The organism is Vibrio ulleungensis (assembly GCF_016900875.1).
GTDB classification, from domain to species: domain Bacteria; phylum Pseudomonadota; class Gammaproteobacteria; order Enterobacterales; family Vibrionaceae; genus Vibrio; species Vibrio ulleungensis.
In genome coordinates this window covers 198,586-216,309 of the sequence record NZ_JAFEUM010000003.1, presented here as the reverse complement: position 1 = coordinate 216,309, position 17,724 = coordinate 198,586, and the positions used below count along the sequence as shown (strand labels likewise).

General features: G+C 46.9%; 14 protein-coding genes. 6 read left to right on the top strand and 8 right to left on the bottom strand.

The annotated features are described in order from the left end of the window. Window positions 1–95: 95 nt before the first annotated feature. From JQC93_RS09585 to yfbV, 4 genes are all read right to left on the bottom strand, one after another. Window positions 96–890: an ABC transporter ATP-binding protein gene (locus JQC93_RS09585; RefSeq protein ID WP_205158222.1), complete on the bottom strand. Its 795-nt coding sequence runs from the start codon at window positions 888–890 to the stop codon at window positions 96–98. After that, window positions 887–1,804, bottom strand: coding sequence for an ABC transporter permease (locus JQC93_RS09580; RefSeq protein ID WP_205158221.1), 918 nt, complete (start codon window positions 1,802–1,804; stop codon window positions 887–889). The genes JQC93_RS09585 and JQC93_RS09580 overlap by 4 nt, the downstream gene beginning before the upstream one ends. Before the next feature lie 67 nt (window positions 1,805–1,871). Next, window positions 1,872–2,837, bottom strand: coding sequence for an ABC transporter substrate-binding protein (locus tag JQC93_RS09575; protein WP_205158220.1), 966 nt, complete (start codon window positions 2,835–2,837; stop codon window positions 1,872–1,874). Between the two features lie 343 nt (window positions 2,838–3,180). Next, window positions 3,181–3,633: a terminus macrodomain insulation protein YfbV gene (gene yfbV / locus JQC93_RS09570; RefSeq protein WP_205158219.1), complete on the bottom strand. Its 453-nt coding sequence runs from the start codon at window positions 3,631–3,633 to the stop codon at window positions 3,181–3,183. 322 nt (window positions 3,634–3,955) lie between these two features. Between yfbV and JQC93_RS09565 the strand changes: the two genes are divergently transcribed. From JQC93_RS09565 to JQC93_RS09540, 6 genes are all read left to right on the top strand, one after another. After that, a complete protein-coding gene (locus JQC93_RS09565; RefSeq protein ID WP_084886008.1) occupies window positions 3,956–5,152 on the top strand; it encodes an acetate kinase in 1,197 nt (398 codons plus the stop codon). 105 nt (window positions 5,153–5,257) lie between these two features. Continuing rightward, window positions 5,258–7,402, top strand: coding sequence for a phosphate acetyltransferase (gene pta, locus JQC93_RS09560; protein ID WP_205158218.1), 2,145 nt, complete (start codon window positions 5,258–5,260; stop codon window positions 7,400–7,402). Window positions 7,403–7,649: 247 nt separating this feature from the next. After that, complete coding sequence (locus JQC93_RS09555; RefSeq protein ID WP_236009455.1) at window positions 7,650–8,822, top strand: alcohol dehydrogenase family protein; 1,173 nt, start codon at window positions 7,650–7,652, stop codon at window positions 8,820–8,822. A gap of 5 nt (window positions 8,823–8,827) precedes the next feature. After that, entirely contained in the window at window positions 8,828–9,673 is an 846-nt protein-coding gene (locus JQC93_RS09550) for a hypothetical protein (RefSeq protein WP_205158217.1), read from the top strand. Window positions 9,674–9,848: 175 nt separating this feature from the next. Continuing rightward, on the top strand, window positions 9,849–10,571 hold the full coding sequence (nfsA, locus tag JQC93_RS09545; protein WP_205158216.1) for an oxygen-insensitive NADPH nitroreductase: 723 nt from the start codon (window positions 9,849–9,851) through the stop codon (window positions 10,569–10,571). 120 nt (window positions 10,572–10,691) lie between these two features. Next, complete coding sequence (locus JQC93_RS09540) at window positions 10,692–13,871, top strand: HD domain-containing phosphohydrolase (RefSeq protein ID WP_408068596.1); 3,180 nt, start codon at window positions 10,692–10,694, stop codon at window positions 13,869–13,871. A 94-nt stretch (window positions 13,872–13,965) separates the two neighbouring features. On the opposite strand, the gene JQC93_RS09535 is transcribed toward JQC93_RS09540, so the two are convergent. The 4 genes from JQC93_RS09535 to menC all read right to left on the bottom strand — a co-directional run bounded on the left by JQC93_RS09535 (window position 13,966) and on the right by menC (window position 17,724). Continuing rightward, the gene (locus JQC93_RS09535; protein ID WP_205158215.1) at window positions 13,966–14,850 is read right to left on the bottom strand and encodes a Tim44 domain-containing protein; all 885 of its coding nucleotides are present in this window, start codon (window positions 14,848–14,850) and stop codon (window positions 13,966–13,968) included. Window positions 14,851–15,101: 251 nt separating this feature from the next. Beyond that, complete coding sequence (locus tag JQC93_RS09530; RefSeq protein WP_205158214.1) at window positions 15,102–15,254, bottom strand: hypothetical protein; 153 nt, start codon at window positions 15,252–15,254, stop codon at window positions 15,102–15,104. A 93-nt stretch (window positions 15,255–15,347) separates the two neighbouring features. Then, window positions 15,348–16,727: an AMP-binding protein gene (locus JQC93_RS09525; RefSeq protein ID WP_205158213.1), complete on the bottom strand. Its 1,380-nt coding sequence runs from the start codon at window positions 16,725–16,727 to the stop codon at window positions 15,348–15,350. A 10-nt stretch (window positions 16,728–16,737) separates the two neighbouring features. Then, complete coding sequence (gene menC / locus JQC93_RS09520) at window positions 16,738–17,724, bottom strand: o-succinylbenzoate synthase (protein WP_205158212.1); 987 nt, start codon at window positions 17,722–17,724, stop codon at window positions 16,738–16,740.

Sequence of the window (17,724 nt, the reverse complement as noted above, 5' to 3'; positions counted from 1 at the left end):
AAAAGCGCGATCCGAGATAGAGCAAGTAAACTCTAAACGTGATCACGCTTTGTAGGGACTGAGCGCTCAATAAAACGCTCATACTCCTTTGTCGGTTAACTCAATAGTAAGCTATCGTCGGCGAGCTCTTCACCCCGTACCTTGGTAAACATCTCTAAAAGGTCGCTTACTTGCATGTTACTGCGCTGCTCACCTGCAACATCTAGCACGATTTCGCCTTGGTGCAGCATCACTGTACGGTCGCCGCACGCCAACGCATCTTTCATTGAGTGAGTCACCATCATTGCGGTTAAGTTAAATTCAGTGATCACTGTTTTGGTCAAATCGATGACAAATGCCGCCATTCGCGGATCAAGCGCTGCAGTATGTTCATCAAGTAGCAGTAATTTGCTGTCCGACAACGTCGCCATCACCAAGCTAACCGCTTGGCGTTGACCACCTGAAAGCAGGCCAATGTTGTCCCCCAATCGGTCTTCAAGACCCAAGCCTAAAATGCTAATACGGTCTTGGAACAATCGGCGACGTTTACTCGACAAGGCTAAACCCCAACCCCGCTTTGAGCCGCGACTAAAGGCCAACGCCATATTTTCTTCAATAGTGAGATCAGCACAAGTGCCTGCCAATGGATCCTGAAACACTCGCGCACACAAACTGGCACGTTGATGAACGTTATTACGTGTGACATCTTGGCCGTCGATGACCACTTTACCTGCTATCATCGGTGTTTCACCGGTCACAGCGCCAAGTAGCGTAGATTTACCTGCACCGTTCGAGCCAATGACGGTCAAAAACTGATCTTTAGGCACCTCTAAATCAATGCCTCGTAATGCCCTGTTCTCTAGGATAGTGCCCGGGTTGAAGGTGACTTGAATATCATCTAACTGGATCATACAGACTCCTTAGCAGCTTTCGCTTCCGCCATACGCTTTTTGGCTTTCATACGGCTTTTTATTTTGGGCGCTATTAAGGCTAGAGCCACTAATAGAGCAGTCACTAAGTTGAGATCAGAAGCCTGCAAACCAAACATTCCATTACTAAGCGCAAACGCGACGGCTAAACGGTACAGCACCGAACCAAGAACAACCGCAATTACTGCAACCCATATTTTTGTGCTAGACAATATAGTTTGACCCAATATCACCGCGGCAAGGCCAACAACGATGGTTCCCACACCTGAGGTGACGTCGGCAAAACTGTTTGCTTGAGCAAATAATGCTCCCGCAAAGCCTACAAAGCCGTTAGAGAGAACCAAACCGAAGTAAGTATGAAAAGAGACGCTGACACCTTGCGCTTTCACCATACGCTGATTCACACCAGTGGCACGTAAGGCTAGCCCAAAGTCGCTATTCAGTAATCGAACAACAAACCACATCGACGCAAGTACAAGTACCGCAATCACTAGTGGGCGTATGTACATCGGATTACCAAAGGCTTCGAACGGAGTGAGCAACGTATCTTGGCCCAACAACGCAACGTTTGGTCGCCCCATAATGCGAATATTAATAGAAAAAGCGGCAATCATCGTAAGAATGGATGCGAGCAAGTGCAATATGCCGCACCGAACCGCTAAAAATGCGGTAACCCAACCACTTAATCCAGCGGCGACAATAGCCATTGCTGTCGCAACCCAAGGGTCGATACCACCCACGATCGCGGTAGCCGCAACCGCAGCACCCATAGGGAAACTACCGTCCACAGTGAGATCGGGAAAGTCCAGCACCTTAAACGTTAAAAACACGCCTAACGCAACCAGACCAAAAATGAGCCCTAATTCCAAGGCTCCAAAAAAGGCAAAAGCAGACATTACAACTCCCTCTCTGCTGCTTTAGGGCTGGTTATCGCCAGCCCTTTAGTGGTGCTAGTGTTCAACGTTATTTTACGCTGGTTGCTCTATCCATCACTGATTTAGGAATATCAATGCCTAGGGCTTTCGCCGCAGTTGCATTAACCACTAAATCAGAACCTTGAGCGACACGTACATCCAAGTCACCCGGTGCTTGGCCATCTAGGATAGCGGCAACGTAGTCTGCTGTTTGAACGCCGACTTGGTAGTAATCAAAACCAAGGCTCGCAATAGCGCCAGAATTCACGTACGAGTTTTCGCCACCAAATACCGGTGTTTTAGCTTGGTTTGCGGCCACAATCATACCTTCAATAGCACTTGCCACAGTATTATCCGTTGGCGCGTATATCACGTCAGATTTTGCTGCAATCGCCAGCGTAGCTGCTTGCACATCGGCGGTTTTTAGCGCTGTCGCTTCAACCACTTCTAGACCCGCAGCTTGAGCACTGGTTTTAAGTAGTTCAACCAAAGAAACTGCGTTTGCTTCACCTGGGTTATACACCACACCGATAGAGCTGACTTCTGGCATGATCTCTTTAATCAGCGCAACGTGCTGCGCAACTGGCGACAAGTCAGATAAGCCAGTGACATTAGAGCCGGGGTTTTTAAGTTGGTTGACAAGTTTTGCACCAAGGGGATCGGTGACTGCGGTAAAGACCACTGGAATCGTTTTGGTCGCAGAGACGAGCGCTTGCGCAGTTGGTGTTGCGATTCCGACAAGAACATCTGGATTTTCACCGACAAATTGACGAGCGATTTGCACCGCAATAGCAGGGTTACCTTGCGCCGTTTTATAGTCGAAATCTAGATTCTCACCTTGCTTATAGCCATGTTTTTCAAGTCCATCGATCAAACCTTGGCGTGTTGCATCAAGCGCTGGGTGTTCAACAATCTGCGAAACGGCTACTTTTGCCATATCCGCCATAACACTGCCACTCGTAAGTAGCGCTGCGCCCGCAATGCACGCGGCAGCGATCAGTTTATTTGCTTTCATCTTCACTCCTTGATTCAGCATATTAATTGCAATGTTGTGTGTGCGTATTGCACTTTTAGGTCGTTCGACTGCTCATTTGGCAGCGAATCGTTGTTTTCTTCACCATTATTAACACCTTAGAAGAAGAAAGAAAAGCCATAGGGCAACATTATCGCAACATACGGAACATCACACTGCTATTTTAGCGATGTGGCGTTGAGATATTTGTGGCGCTTCAAATCTTCAACATGGGCTTTTCAAACCTTAACGCCAAACGAAGTAAATAAGCCGAAAAACTTAGGCAGTGCCTAAAACGAAAAACTCCACCGCATGGGTGGAGTTTATAATTAATCACTGTAACTATTTAGAACCAACGCTCTAGTGAAGAGCGGTCGAGCTGCTTAAATGCTCGATTGAGTATTTGTGCTAACTCTTTATAGCGGGGTTTACTCTTTGCAGGCTCCAACGCGACGCCCGTCTCGGCAATTTTGGCGTGCAACTCTCGATACCAACCCGCGAGTGCTGGAGGTAGTACACTGTGAGAGCGATGACCTAACCACCACATCCCCTGCAATGGCAAACTAATCGCAAATAAGGCCACTACAATCGCTTGGGGCAAAGCGTTTGCATTTTGAAACGCCATCTGCGTCAAAACACTGATCGCAGCAACGGCAGGCATCACCTTAACAGCGAATTTAGTGGCTTTAATGATACGCTGCTCTGGAAACAGTGGGCTCAGCTCTTTGCGCATCGGCCAAGTATCCATATATTTTTGCCCATCTTTTAAGCAATGGAACAATCCGACTTGTTGACTCATGGATGCCTCACTAAAAAAATTTTAAAAACTAAAATAAACGCGTAAAAAATTGACCAAAGTTAACAAAGCTTCAATTAATTTTGTTATATTTACACAATGCCAGTACGTTAGGCCGATCATTTTCATTACGCTTACCTACACTTTAGGCGCAATTGAACCCTGATTGCAAGGATCGAACGTGTAGTGTTTTAGTCAACGTACGCGTTCACAAACGGAAGTGATCAATTTTTATACGAGAATAGTGTGATTTTTAATGGATCGACTATTCTTTTGATTATTTAATCCTACTGATGAAAATCAGCCATTAATAGGTATGCACTAAATGTCAAAGCTAGTCTTAGTTTTAAACTGTGGTAGTTCTTCTCTTAAATTCGCAATCGTAGACGCGGACAACGGCAACGAGCACCTAACCGGTCTTGCTGAATGTCTTCACCTTCCAGAAGCTCGCATCAAGTGGAAACTTGATGGTAAACACGAAGCACAACTAGGTGAAGGTGCCGCACACGATGAAGCACTATCATTCATCGTTGAAACCATCCTAGCCTCTAAGCCAGAGCTTGCCGATCAACTTAAAGCTATTGGTCACCGTGTTGTACACGGTGGAGAAAAATTCACTAGTTCTGTGCTTATCGATGACGAAGTAGTACGTGGTATCGAAGACTGTGCAACTCTAGCCCCTCTTCACAACCCTGCTGCAATCATCGGCATTAAAGCGGCTCAAAAAGCATTCCCAAGTTTGCCAATGTCTGCAGTATTCGATACCGCATTCCACCAAACTATGCCACAAGAAGCGTACCTATACGCGCTTCCATACAACCTATACAAAGAGCACGGAATCCGTCGCTACGGCATGCACGGTACATCTCACCTATTTATTGCTCGTGAAGTTGCTGAGCAACTTGGCAAGCCAGCAGACCAAGTTAACATCATTAACTGCCACCTTGGTAACGGCGCATCTGTATGTGCAATCAAAAATGGCCAGTCTGTTGACACCTCAATGGGTCTAACACCTCTAGAAGGTCTTGTTATGGGTACTCGTTGTGGTGACATCGACCCTGCAATCATCTTCCACCTGCACGACGCACTGGGTTACTCTGTTGAACAAATCAACACGATGCTAACTAAAGAGTCTGGCCTACAAGGTCTAACTGAAGTGACGTCTGACTGTCGTTTTGTTGAAGACAACTACGGCGACAAAGAAGAAGCGACTCGCGCGATGGACGTATTCTGCCACCGCCTAGCGAAGTACGTTGCAGGTTACACAGCGACTCTAGACGGCCGTCTAGACGCTATCGTATTCACTGGTGGTATCGGTGAAAACTCTGCTCCAATCCGTGAAATGGTTCTTAACCGTCTAGGTGTATTTGGCATCGAAGTTGATGGTGAAGCAAACCTTAAAGCACGCTTTGGTGGAGAAGGTAAAATCACTTCGTCTGACAGCCGTATCCCAGCGTTGGTTATTTCAACCAACGAAGAGTTGGTGATTGCTGAAGACACTGCGCGTCTCGCAAGCCTGTAATACTGTATTAGGCTGACCATCGGTCAGCCTTTTTTTGATTCAGCGCCATTCGCCCCCTCGTGTGCGCGTTGACGATCTAATTATAAAGACAGAGGTTCTTAACGAATGTCCCGTACAATCATGCTTATCCCAATTAGTGCTGGTGTTGGTCTAACTAGCGTTAGTCTGGGTGTGCTCCGCGCAATGGAGCGTAAAGGTGTTAACGTTTCTTTCTTCAAGCCTATCGCGCAGCCACGTTCTGGCAGCGACCAGCCTGATCTAAGCACCACTATTCTGACAAACAGCAGCGACATCACAGTGGCAGAGCCAATGAAGATGAGCGAAGCTGAGTCACTGATCAGCTCAGAGAAAACCGACGTATTGCTAGAAAGCATCGTAGAAAACTACTCTCGCGTGAGCAAAAACTCAGAAGTGACTCTTATTGAAGGTTTGGTACCGACTCGCAAGCACCCATTTGCGAACCAGGTTAACCGCGAAGTGGCGCAAACTCTAGGCGCAGAGATCGTCTTTGTTGCGACTCCAGGCACCGACAATCCGTCACAGCTTAAAGAGCGCATCGAAATTGCGTGCTCAAACTACGGTGGCACCAAAAACAAAAACATCAGCGGTGTAATCATCAATAAACTGAATGCACCAGTGGATGATGATGGTCGTACTCGCCCTGATCTTTCTGAAGTATTTGACGATGGTGCAGCTGCTCAGCAAGCTAACCTTGAAGTAATGCAAATCTTCAACTCTAGCCCAATCCGCGTTCTAGGTTGTGTGCCTTGGAGCATCGAGCTTATTGCTACTCGTGCTATCGATATGGCGAAACACCTTAACGCAGAAGTGGTTAACGAAGGTGAAATCCACACTCGTCGTATCAAGAGCATCACTTTCTGTGCGCGCTCTGTACCGCACATGGTTGAGCACTTTAAGCCTGGATCACTGCTAGTAACCTCGGCAGACCGTCCAGACGTCATCATCGCGGCAGCCCTATCTGCAATGAACGGTGTTGAAATTGGTGCAATGCTGCTTACTGGCGGCTATGACCTACCAAAAGAGATCCAAGACCTTTGCCAACGTGCGTTCGATACAGGCCTACCTGTGATTAAAGCACAAGGTAACACTTGGCAAACATCGCTTAACCTGCAGAGCTTCACTCTAGAAGTACCTGCAGACGATAAAGAGCGTATCGAATACATCAACGATCACGTAGCGAGCCACATCGACGGCCCATGGATCGACTCTCTATCTGAAGGTACTCAAGGTACTCGTCGTCTAAGCCCACCAGCGTTCCGTTACCAGTTAACAGAACTTGCTCGTAAAGCGGCTAAACGTATTGTTCTTCCAGAAGGTGAAGAGCCACGTACTGTTAAAGCTGCGGCTATCTGTGCTGAGCGCGGTATCGCAAACTGTGTCCTTCTGGGTAACCCAGACGAGATTCGTCGTGTTGCAGCGCAACAAGGTGTTGAGCTAGGCGCAGGCGTTGAAATCATCGATTCGAACAACGTACGTGAAAACTACGTACCACGTCTTGTTGAGCTTCGCGGTAAAAAAGGCATGACGGAAGTTGTTGCCCGTGAAAAACTTGAAGACTCAGTGTACTTAGGTACGATGATGCTTGAGAACAACGAAGTTGACGGTCTGGTATCTGGTGCGGTTCACACCACAGCAAATACTATCGTGCCTCCGTTCCAAATCATCAAAACAGCACCTAACACGTCTATCGTTTCGTCAATCTTCTTCATGCTTTTGCCTGATCAAGTATTGGTATACGGTGACTGTGCAATCAACCCAGATCCAAACGCAGAGCAACTTGCAGAAATCGCGATTCAATCTGCAGAATCTGCAGCGGCATTTGGTATCGACCCTCGCGTTGCAATGATTTCGTACTCGACCGGTGAATCGGGTAAAGGTGCAGACGTAGATAAAGTGCGTGAAGCAACTAAGATCGCTCAAGAGAAACGTCCTGATCTTGTGATTGACGGCCCACTTCAATACGATGCGGCAATCATGGAAAATGTGGCAGCATCTAAAGCGCCAAACTCTCCAGTAGCGGGTAAAGCGACTGTATTTGTATTCCCAGACCTAAACACAGGTAACACGACATACAAAGCGGTTCAGCGTTCTGCAGACCTTGTCTCTATCGGTCCTATGCTTCAGGGCATGCGTAAGCCGGTGAACGATTTGTCACGTGGTGCATTGGTTGACGACATCGTCTACACCATCGCATTGACAGCAATTCAAGCGAGCCAAGCTGACGCCTAATCGCCTCAGAAACTGATTGAAGCCCCAACTCGAAAGAGCTGGGGCTTTTTTTGTCCCCAGCGTCAGTAAGCAGCGACCTTACCTTAGTAAAAAAATGTACTTTTCGATAAAGAGTCTTCGTGAAACTCGCCGATATATCACTAGATTTTCTGTTTACCATTGATTGTGTTAGCCTTTTGAGTACCAACAGGCCACAAACAAAACAATTGTGTCCCGACAAGAATGCCTAATATCGCATGGAGCGACAATGAGCCACACATCGGATTTTAGTAATAAGCAGCGTTTCACCATTCAAAACGACCAGCCTACCATGAAGGCCGTTGTAACACTGGCGAATGGAGGTTTTGAGCAACTTAGCTACCAAGATGTCCCCATTCCCGCTCTAGGTAAGGATGACGTGCTCATCGAAGTGCTAGCCGCCGGGGTAAACAACACTGAAATTAATACTCGTTTGGGTTGGTACTCATCAAAAGTCACCCAGGGCACAGAAGCGCTTGGTCAAAACGATGCGGAAAAAGCCAACGCTGCGCAGGAAGCAGATGGCGGTTGGAACGATCAAACGCCTTTTCCCTTTATTCAAGGAACCGATTGCTGTGGTCGTATTGTAAAAGTCGGCACGAATGTCAGTCACGAGCGCATTGGTGAGCGGGTTCTGGTGCGTTGCAGTATTCGGCATAAAGGCTGGGATTCTTTAGAAAATATCTGGATGGCTTCCGATTTTGATGGTGCTTTTGCTCAATTGGTCAAAGTGGCCTCCTCTGAGGTGTTTCATATTGACTGCGACTGGTCTGATGCTGAACTTGGCACTCTACCCTGTGCTTATGGCACGGCAGAAAACATGGTGCATCGCGCTAAGGTGAGTCGCAACGACCACGTGTTGGTTACGGGGGCATCCGGTGGTGTAGGTTCGGCCGTACTCCAACTGGCCAAACGTCGTGGCGCGACCGTCACGGCCGTTGTAGGCGCAAGCAAAATGGAGGCGGTCTATGCCATTGGTGCCGACCGTGTAATTGCAAGAGATGCGGATCTGATAAAAGAACTGGGCGAGAAAAGCGTCGATGTGGTCATCGATAATGTCGCTGGAGAGGCTTTTACTCAAATGACCAAAATTTTAAAACGTGGTGGTCGATATGCCTCATCAGGAGCCATTGCTGGCCCCATGGTTACCTTAGACATGCGCGACTTTTATCTTAAAGACCTCACGCTAATCGGGTGTACGGGATGGGATGAACCGGTATTTCCCAACCTAATTTCATACGTTGAAAAAGGTGAGATTAAGCCTCTTCTGGCTAAAACCTTCGAACTTAAAGATATCGTTACTGCGCAGCAGCAATTTACTCAAAAACAGCATATTGGGAAGTTTGTGTTGATACCTCCAACACTTAGCGATGCGCAGCGTCAATTCTTAGCAGACGAGTAGGCACCATGTCACCGCAAAAGCCCAATGAGTTGCACTCGATTTGGGGTCGCCTGCAGAGCATTCCGCATGATGATCCCTCATTGACTGAGCAAACGTGGCGACAGGTGCAGCCTTGCAAACGCTATGAGCTTGGTCGTTACAAGCTATTCATTACTCAACCCAGCTCCACCTTTTGGGTCTACCTGTTAGGTGTACTAACCACGCTATTGGGCCTCTTTTTCTTGGTCACTTTTGATAACCACACCTCTCGACTATTGTGGGGGGTTTCGTTGATACTGTGGGGAGTGGGAGCGCTCCTAGCAGGGACAAGCTATCAAGCCTTTGGCTATCAACTTAAATGCCAAGATAGGCCTATGGTCGCTTGGACCAGTTGGTGGGAAGTCATTTATATGATCTTCCAACAATTGAGCGTCAATGTCATGTTGGTCGCGGTGGCCTACTCGTTACTCAATGAACACGGTCAACGATGGGCAACATTAGTCGCAATTGCAGTCTCGGTTGCTTACTGCATCATGATCACGTACGCCGCATTCAAGCCGAAAAAAGCATTGCTCACCTTCGAGCTCATGGTGCATTGGTGCACACCAATGATTCTATTTATGGCTGCACTTAATTTGTGGCACATCGTTACACAGCCTACTTCACTTAACTATGCTCTGCTTGGCACCTGGCTCGGACTTATTGCGACAATGCTCTGCTACCAATACTACTTTAAGGCAGGTATTAGCCAAAAACTGTGGAGTAAAGGGGTTTGGTTTTCAGAGAACGATGTTTTGCATGTACTGCTGATCGTATGGGTAGCCTACATCGCATGGGTCCTTTCTCCACTGATTATTGATGCCCCCCTTTAAGGGTTCATTTTGGGGAAATGTATTTTCCAGCCATAAACATCGAAGCAGTTAAAACACGATCAATGGCTCGGATATGCATGAAACTATAAGCTTTTGTTGCATAACGAGTTTACCTGTTGGGGGTAATTTACTATGGTCAATAGAGTAGCAATTTTACTCACATGGACTTGGCCACATGAACCAAACACTCAGCACCATCTTGAATCACCGCTCAATTCGAAAATTTACCGACGAAGTCATCGAAGAGGCTCAGTTATCGCACATTATTAACGCCGGATTGGCGGCGTCCTCGTCGAGCCTTTTACAAGTGGTATCCATTATTCGTGTCAGTGATAAAAGCAAACGAGCTACGCTTGCTCGCTATGCTGGTAATCAGGCCTATGTTGAGCAAGCTGCTGAATTTTTAGTATTTTGTATCGACTACCAGCGCCATGCTGCTATTAACCCAGACGTCCAAGCAGACTTTACTGAACTCACCGTTATCGGAGCGGTTGACTGCGGAATTATGGCGCAAAATTGTCTCCTCGCTGCCGAGTCGATGGGATTAGGCGGGGTCTATATTGGCGGGCTACGTAACAGTGCTCAACAAGTCGACGAACTGCTTAATCTACCCAGCAATACTGCCGTATTATTTGGACTCTGTTTGGGTCATCCCGATCAAAATCCAGAAGTTAAGCCTCGCTTACCTTCTCACGTCATCGTGCATCAAGACCAGTATGAGCCGCTTGATATGAATGATATCGACGCCTACGACAGCGCCATGCAGCAATATTATGCCACTCGTTCTAGCAATCAAAAGCAGAGTAAATGGTCGACGCAGGTGACGGGTAAACTCGCGGGTGAATCACGCCCTCATATATTGCCTTACTTAAACAGCAAAGGGCTCACAAAACGCTAGTATTGGGAAGGCTACAATCTAAGATAATAAAAGTGGTTCGATGGTGATCAAATAGGCACCAAATAGCGGTACATTTTAGCGTGCCCCTTAGAAAAATTGTCATTAGCAAAGGAGTTGCTTTTGTTCAAGTTTAGCGTAAAAACCAAGCTTCCCATCCGTATCACTGTTGGTGGTATGTTTGTGATCGCCACTATTCTCACCGCAACTTTAGCCATCTTCTTACAATACTACTTCACCAAAGAACTCGCTAAAGAACACACGCTATCACGATATGCGAATGCGTCTGCCATTATCACCCAAACAATCAGTGATCTCGATCGGAACGCCAGTTATACAACGGATCTGTTTGCGGAAATCACCGAAAAGCACCTCGATCACTCCAAGGATATTTTGCCTTTGGCGAAAACATTTGCACGAGCATTGAGAGCGAACAGCACGTTATATTCTATCTATATTGGTAACGATGACGACGAATTCCTACAACTCATTAATTTAGAGGCATCGAGCCTAGTAAGAAATGAAATTGGTGCTTCGGCCGTTGATCGCTGGGTGCTCATCACCCACACATCACACAGTAACGAACGTATTCGTCGCACAGCATTTATGAATGATGAGTTTGTCACCCGAGAGCTCGTCGAAGAAGCAAGCAACTACTACCCAACGCAACGTGCTTGGTATAACAGGGATGCCACTGACTGGGTCTATAAAACCGACCCCTACCTGTTTCACAATTTAAAACTAACAGGACAAACCTACTCAAAAGCCATTCCAGAACACAATGTGGTGCTCGGTGTCGACATTGTTTTATCGGCAATAGCACTGAGCATTTCTGAAAACATCATCACCCAAGATGAACGAAATCAAGCAGAAGCCTATCTGTTTAATGGTAGTGGCGACATCATCGCATCCAATCAAAATATCGAGCCATCGGTTACCATCCCAGAAAGCACGCCCTTAGTGTTAAGCGCACAGCAAAAAGAGTTGATGCAAAGTACTCGCAACTTAGCCATTTCAAATCAGAACGACTGGGCACCCATAGATTTTGCATTGGCTGGTCAACCTAAAGGCTTTGCCATCGATCTACTCAACCTTGTACAACAAGACACGGGCTTAACGTTCGATTACATCAATGGACGGACGTGGGCTGAGTTAGTCGACAGCTACAAAGTCGGTGCTATCGATATTTTGCACTCCTTACAGCAATATGACCCTAGTCTTGGCATCTATTCAAAACCGCTATTTGATATGCCCTTTGGCTTGCTCACCCACCACGAACAATACTCTGTCACTCATTTAAAACAGTGGGGCAAGGGCAAAAAAATAGGCATGCTTGAAGGGTGGTCAATTATTCCAGAGCTGCAAAAAAACTACAGTGAGCTCGCCATTGTCACCTATACAGACCGCGATCTCGCGCTACAAGACCTTAAAAGTGGCAAAATTGATGGAGTACTCGACAGTTCAGCCATACTAAAACAGGTTCTAAGCAATGCATTCGATAGTGACTATATTTTGCACTCAACACTCGAAGACGTGAACAGCGATTTTCCTAGTGAGTTTTATCTGGTCATGCAACCTAAAGATGCTGATGTGCTTTCCGTCATAAACCTTGCGATAGACAATATCAGTAGCGAGCAACGACAAGCTCTAAAACTTAAATGGTTAGAGTCCGAGTTAGGACATTCTAATGCAGCATTTTCTACGCATGTTCCCTATAAAGCACTAATAGATATAGCAAATGACTCGACTAAGCACGACAAGTTGCACGTTGTGCCGATCGAGGGTGAAATGTTCTATTTTTATGTCACCGTGGTCGGCCAAAGCGGAGTATTTGAAGAATATTTTTCTGTGGTTTTGTCCGTTGATGCAATAACTGCGGTGGCGCGAGAACGAGTGATAATGTCGATATTCATCACCGTAGGGGTGATGACGTTATTACTACCGCTTGCTTGGGTATTCGGCACCCCAATCGTCACTCCAATCACCCAACTGCAGATTGAAACTCAAAAAATCAAACAGCGCCGCTACGATGAGGTGAAACTTATCGATACCCCAATTAAAGAGGTATGGGAGTTATCGCGCTCTATCCACGAAATGTCCCATGTTATAAGAGAGTATGAATTAGCTCAAAAAGAGTTTATTGAATCCACCATAAAGGTCATCGCCGAAGCCATCGATGACAAATCGCCATACACTGCAGGGCACTGTAACCGTGTTCCAGAGCTTGGCATCATGCTGTCACAAGCGCTGGAACAGGCAGACTCTGGTCCTTTCAAAGACTTTGCATTCAAAAACAATGATGAACGTCGCGAATTTCGTATGGCAGCATGGCTACACGACTGCGGCAAGATCACCACACCTGAACACATCATCGACAAAGGCAGTAAATTAGAAACCATTTACAATCGTATTCACGAAATCCGTATGCGCTTTGAGGTGCTGTGGCGTGACGCAGAAATTAACACTCTCAAACAACTTCGAGGCACCTTAGATTTGGATCAAAAACAAGCTCTCATTGATCAACTTGCTGAACAGCAACGACAGCTTCAACTCGACTTTGCTTTTGTCGCAAAAGCCAACATCGGTGGCGAATTTATGAGTGATGAGGACATTGAAAGAATCAAAACGTTATCGACTCAAACTTGGACACGATACTTTGACAATCGACTGGGTTTATCGCCTTTCGAAGAGTTAGCAATGAGCAATACCGCAAGTGACTATCCTTGTGAAGAGTCACTGTTAGCGGATAAAGCGGAACACATTGTTCCGCGGACTCACGGTGGTGAGTTTGACCCCAAGCTCAACATCAATATACGAGTTCCAGAGCATCAATATAACTTGGGAGAGATATATAACTTATCCATCCGCCGAGGCACGCTCACCGATGAAGACCGCTATAAAATCAACGAACACATGATTAGCGGTATCAAAATGCTTGAGCGTCTTCCCTTCCCTCCAGAGCTCAGTCGTGTACCGCGGTATGCTTCTACCCACCACGAAACACTCAAAGGTACGGGCTACCCTCGAAAACTAACCGCCGATCAGCTGTCTATTCCTGAACGTATTTTAGTTATCTCGGATATATTTGAAGCGCTTACCGCTTCAGACCGCCCTTATAAAAGGGCCAAACCAATCAGTGTCGCAGTGGACATAATGTATAAGATGGCTCTGGATGAGCATTTTGACATGGCGCTGTTCCAGTTTTTCTTAACCAGTGGCACTTATTTGAAATACGCCCAACGATTCCTACCTAGCGAACAAGTGGATGAAGTGAATATCAGTAAGTACCTAAACGATACTTAGAACAACACAAAAAAAGCGCCGTATCGATAATCGATACGGCGCTTCCTGTAAGCCTATTGCTATTCCTAGCCACAAGCCATGGAGTTAGCAGCGTTTAGCTACCTTGAATGCCCACAATCAACCAAGGAGCGTTATCTTGGGTCATATCACGCTCTAAATGCCACACATCGGTAATGTCTTCTTCGACACCTTCGACTGCGTCACGATAACGGCCTTTAAATTGAAGACTCAGTTGCGCACGCTCAGCGTTGTAGTCAGCACGAACAATTTCAGCATCGATAAAGATGATATCTGTATGCTGCTCACCGCCTAGCTCATTGCGATCAGCCACCAGCTCTTGATACAAGTCGTCACTCACGTACTCTTTGATCGTTTCAAGCTGATTGTGGTTCCACGCGCCTTGCAAAATACGGTAGTGCTCGCGAGAGCCATCCACAAACGCTGACTGGTCAAAGCCTGGGTAGAAGTTATGGGGCACATCTGATTGCGCTTGAGTACCAAAACCACCACCATTATTAGGCGTGAAATTGGTATTGAAGTCATGATCACCTTTTGCGTCACGCTGATAACCTTGTGAACCGGTTTGTGCGCCAGAATAAGCTGTGCGTTGCTGATTCATGCTTCCAGCCTTTGCACCAAGCATGCCTCGCAAGAATTTAAACCCAAAAAAGGCAATCGCACCAAGGATCAAAATATCCATAAAGTTGACGCCTTCAAATGCGCCACCAAAAAATGCAGCTAGCAAACCACCTGCAAGCAGGCCGCCCATTAGGCCACCCATCAAACCACTTTTATTACCTTGAGTGGTGTTGTTGCGATTAATGTTGTTGGTATTTTGCTGTTGTTTCGGTGCAGGAGCAGTTTTAAAGCTCTTACCAAAGGATTTACCACCACCAAAGCGTTTTGCTTCAGCAATTGGTGATGCCACCAGCGACATACTGGCCACTAGGAGTACAAGTACAGATAGTAACTTCTTCATATTCACTCTTTTTATAATCAATTTGGTCCAAGATTGTAGGTAACTGGACAGCTTTTGGCGCGCATTAGATGTATCAAAGTGTAAAAACCAATATACATTAGTGGGTTACACGTAATTCAAGCTAAAGGCATAACCTTGTAGCACGCCGATAGATAAAGATATGGGGGTGGTATTAGCAAATTTCAATCGAGAACAGGTTGGACAAGAGAAAGGGCTAAACTTACAAAGTTGTCGGGCTAATGTTGCTCGCTCTATTGAGCGTCCGATGAGTCTTTTTTGGTACCCACTTTAAGAGCGGTCACGAGTAGCAGCACCAAAAATGCCAGCAACTGAGAGATTGACGAAACCAACCCGTCGGTTACCAGGCCAACTCCTATCAACAGCAATACAATCGCAACGACCATTAGTTCCTTCCTAAACCATCTTTGTCAGGCAATTATTGAGTGTTGCGCTTAAAAGGTTAAATCACCTTTTCGCCTAACTAATAGGAAAGTGGTCTAAGTGCGTCTAAGCACTTGCTGCCTATGCTGTTTAACCCACTGCGTTAACTGTTTTCGGTTAAGCTTTACACCACCCTGCATTGAGGGTGGGATCGGGTAGTAGTCAATAGGCCATTTGAACTTGATCAGTGAAGTCTGTAACTTCTGCTCTGTTTTCGTGCGTGAAAAGGCGTGTGATGGGGTATATAACGCGACGGGACGAAAGCCAAACTCGTCATCTTCAACCGCTACCACCAACACTTGTGCAAAATCGCCAGTACTTAATAGCGCAGACTCAATCTCTTCACAGTGTATGCTCTCGCCTCCCGAGATAAACGCATTATCTCGTCGGCCAACAATAAACCACTGCCCATCACGAAAATGGCCTAAGTCATTGGTGAGATACCAACTATCTTTCGTTGCAAGCGGCGTAAGCACGCCATCGACGAACACACCTTTTGCTAGCATGGGCCCACGAACGGCCACCTCACCCTCAATCAACGCTACTTCACGACCTTGCAGTGCTTGACCCACGCCGTGTTGCCCATCAAATGCTTTAGCACATATGGTCGATGCCATTTCGGTCATAGCGTAGCCCACATAACAGCTTGCACCTTGTAGCCTTGCTTGTTCAACGAGATTAGGGTCAATGTAACTGCCGCCTAAAAGGATCTTGATTGGTGATGCGTAAGGCTCCGCTAACCAGCGCTGCAGTTGAGTAGCCACCATCGAGGTCACAGTAACCGGGATTGAGAGTGTCTGCGGTTTATCACTAATAGAAAGACAACTTCCACTGAATAACCATCGCCACACCATTCCTAACCCGGAAACATGATATAGCGGCAAAGTGAGCAGAGCATTATCGTAGCGATGCCATTGCATTAATTCACACACACCTTGTGCCGAGTGTATGTGAGCGTTAGCATCATGAACCACCGCTTTTGGCGTACCGGTAGAGCCTGAACTTAACACAACAGAAGCAAGTTCCATTGGCGCTGGTAACAGCGACCCCGCAGATGAACGGGAATAGTTGAAACGGTCAAGTGTGGTAGACGACGACAACAAGTCGTCATCACTAAATGGATAGTAATGGGTCGCGCCCACTTGTTTGGCGATCGCTTTTAGCGTGCTTTGCGGGAATCGATTGACCACAACCGCGACCGCGCCTAACCACAAGCAGCTGAGATAAAGGTGCAACACTTCCCACTGATTACGCCCGATCACTAACACCCGCGAATTTGTCCCCACCCCCTGCTGATGCAGGTGATGAGCAAACCGTTCGATGTCTGTCTGCAATGTTTCCCACGTACACTGACGATCATCTAGCTGAAGCGCAACCGAGTGTGGTTCAGTGCCAGCATTTTGGCTAATTAGCGCGGCAAGCTCGTTGGTCATCATGGGTGAGAGGCTAAAGGCTGAGCACGAGCTCTTGCGAGTCTAGAGTCGCGATAGGCAGTTCGCTTCCCGGCCATGGCGTATGAAGCTGCTGCTGGAACAGATCTAACGTGTCCAATCCAGGTACGTCTAGTGGTGTTAACCAGCGTGCAAAGCGCGCCAATTGTGTAAGGCCTATGCTAGTTTCTAAGGTCGAACTGATCACCGCTTTAAGATTAAGCGCTTTTGCCTGTTCAACAAGATATTGACACTTAGTTACCGACCCAATCAGGCTCGGCTTAATGACAATCGCTTTTGCACCAGTAAGCTGAGAAAGATCAAAGTTAGGCTCTCGAACAGCTTCTTGAAGTGTTTCATCCCAGCCAATCGCAATACCATTGTTTATGCCAAAGGTAAGGCTTTGCCCCGGTTTTGCGCATGGCTCCTCGATAAATGAGATACGTTGGCGGTACGCCGGTTTTACGTATTGCGCGAATTTGTCCGCCTGCTCGGTGGTCCAAGTACGGTTAGCGTCCAGGCGCAGCTTCAAGTCAGGGATAGATTCTAAAAACAGATTCACCAACATGCCATCGCGAACCGGCTCATACAAACCTACTTTCACTTTGGCCACTTTTTCGCCTTGTAACTTCGCGAGTCTTGGCAGTAGCTCGTCAGGATCGCCAGTGCACAGTGGAGCCGATATAAAGTTACCTTCTTCAGGTAATTCACCATGCAGTTCAAGCTCCGCCATCGATAACCCGAACGCAACCGATGGAGACGCCATGTGCAGTTCAAAACGGCCAGTATCGATCCACGCGTGCAAATAACGACGCGCCTCGAGATACGCTTCGTCTAGAGTTTCTTCACTCCAACCTGGCAGGGGAGAAATTTCACTCAGTGCTCGACGATCATTTTCAATCAATTCAACAACCCAGCCTTCTCGCTCGGTTAATTTTTTATCGCGTAGTACCACTCCGCTATCCATAGGAAGTCTATATCGATAAAGTTGTGCTTTTCTCAT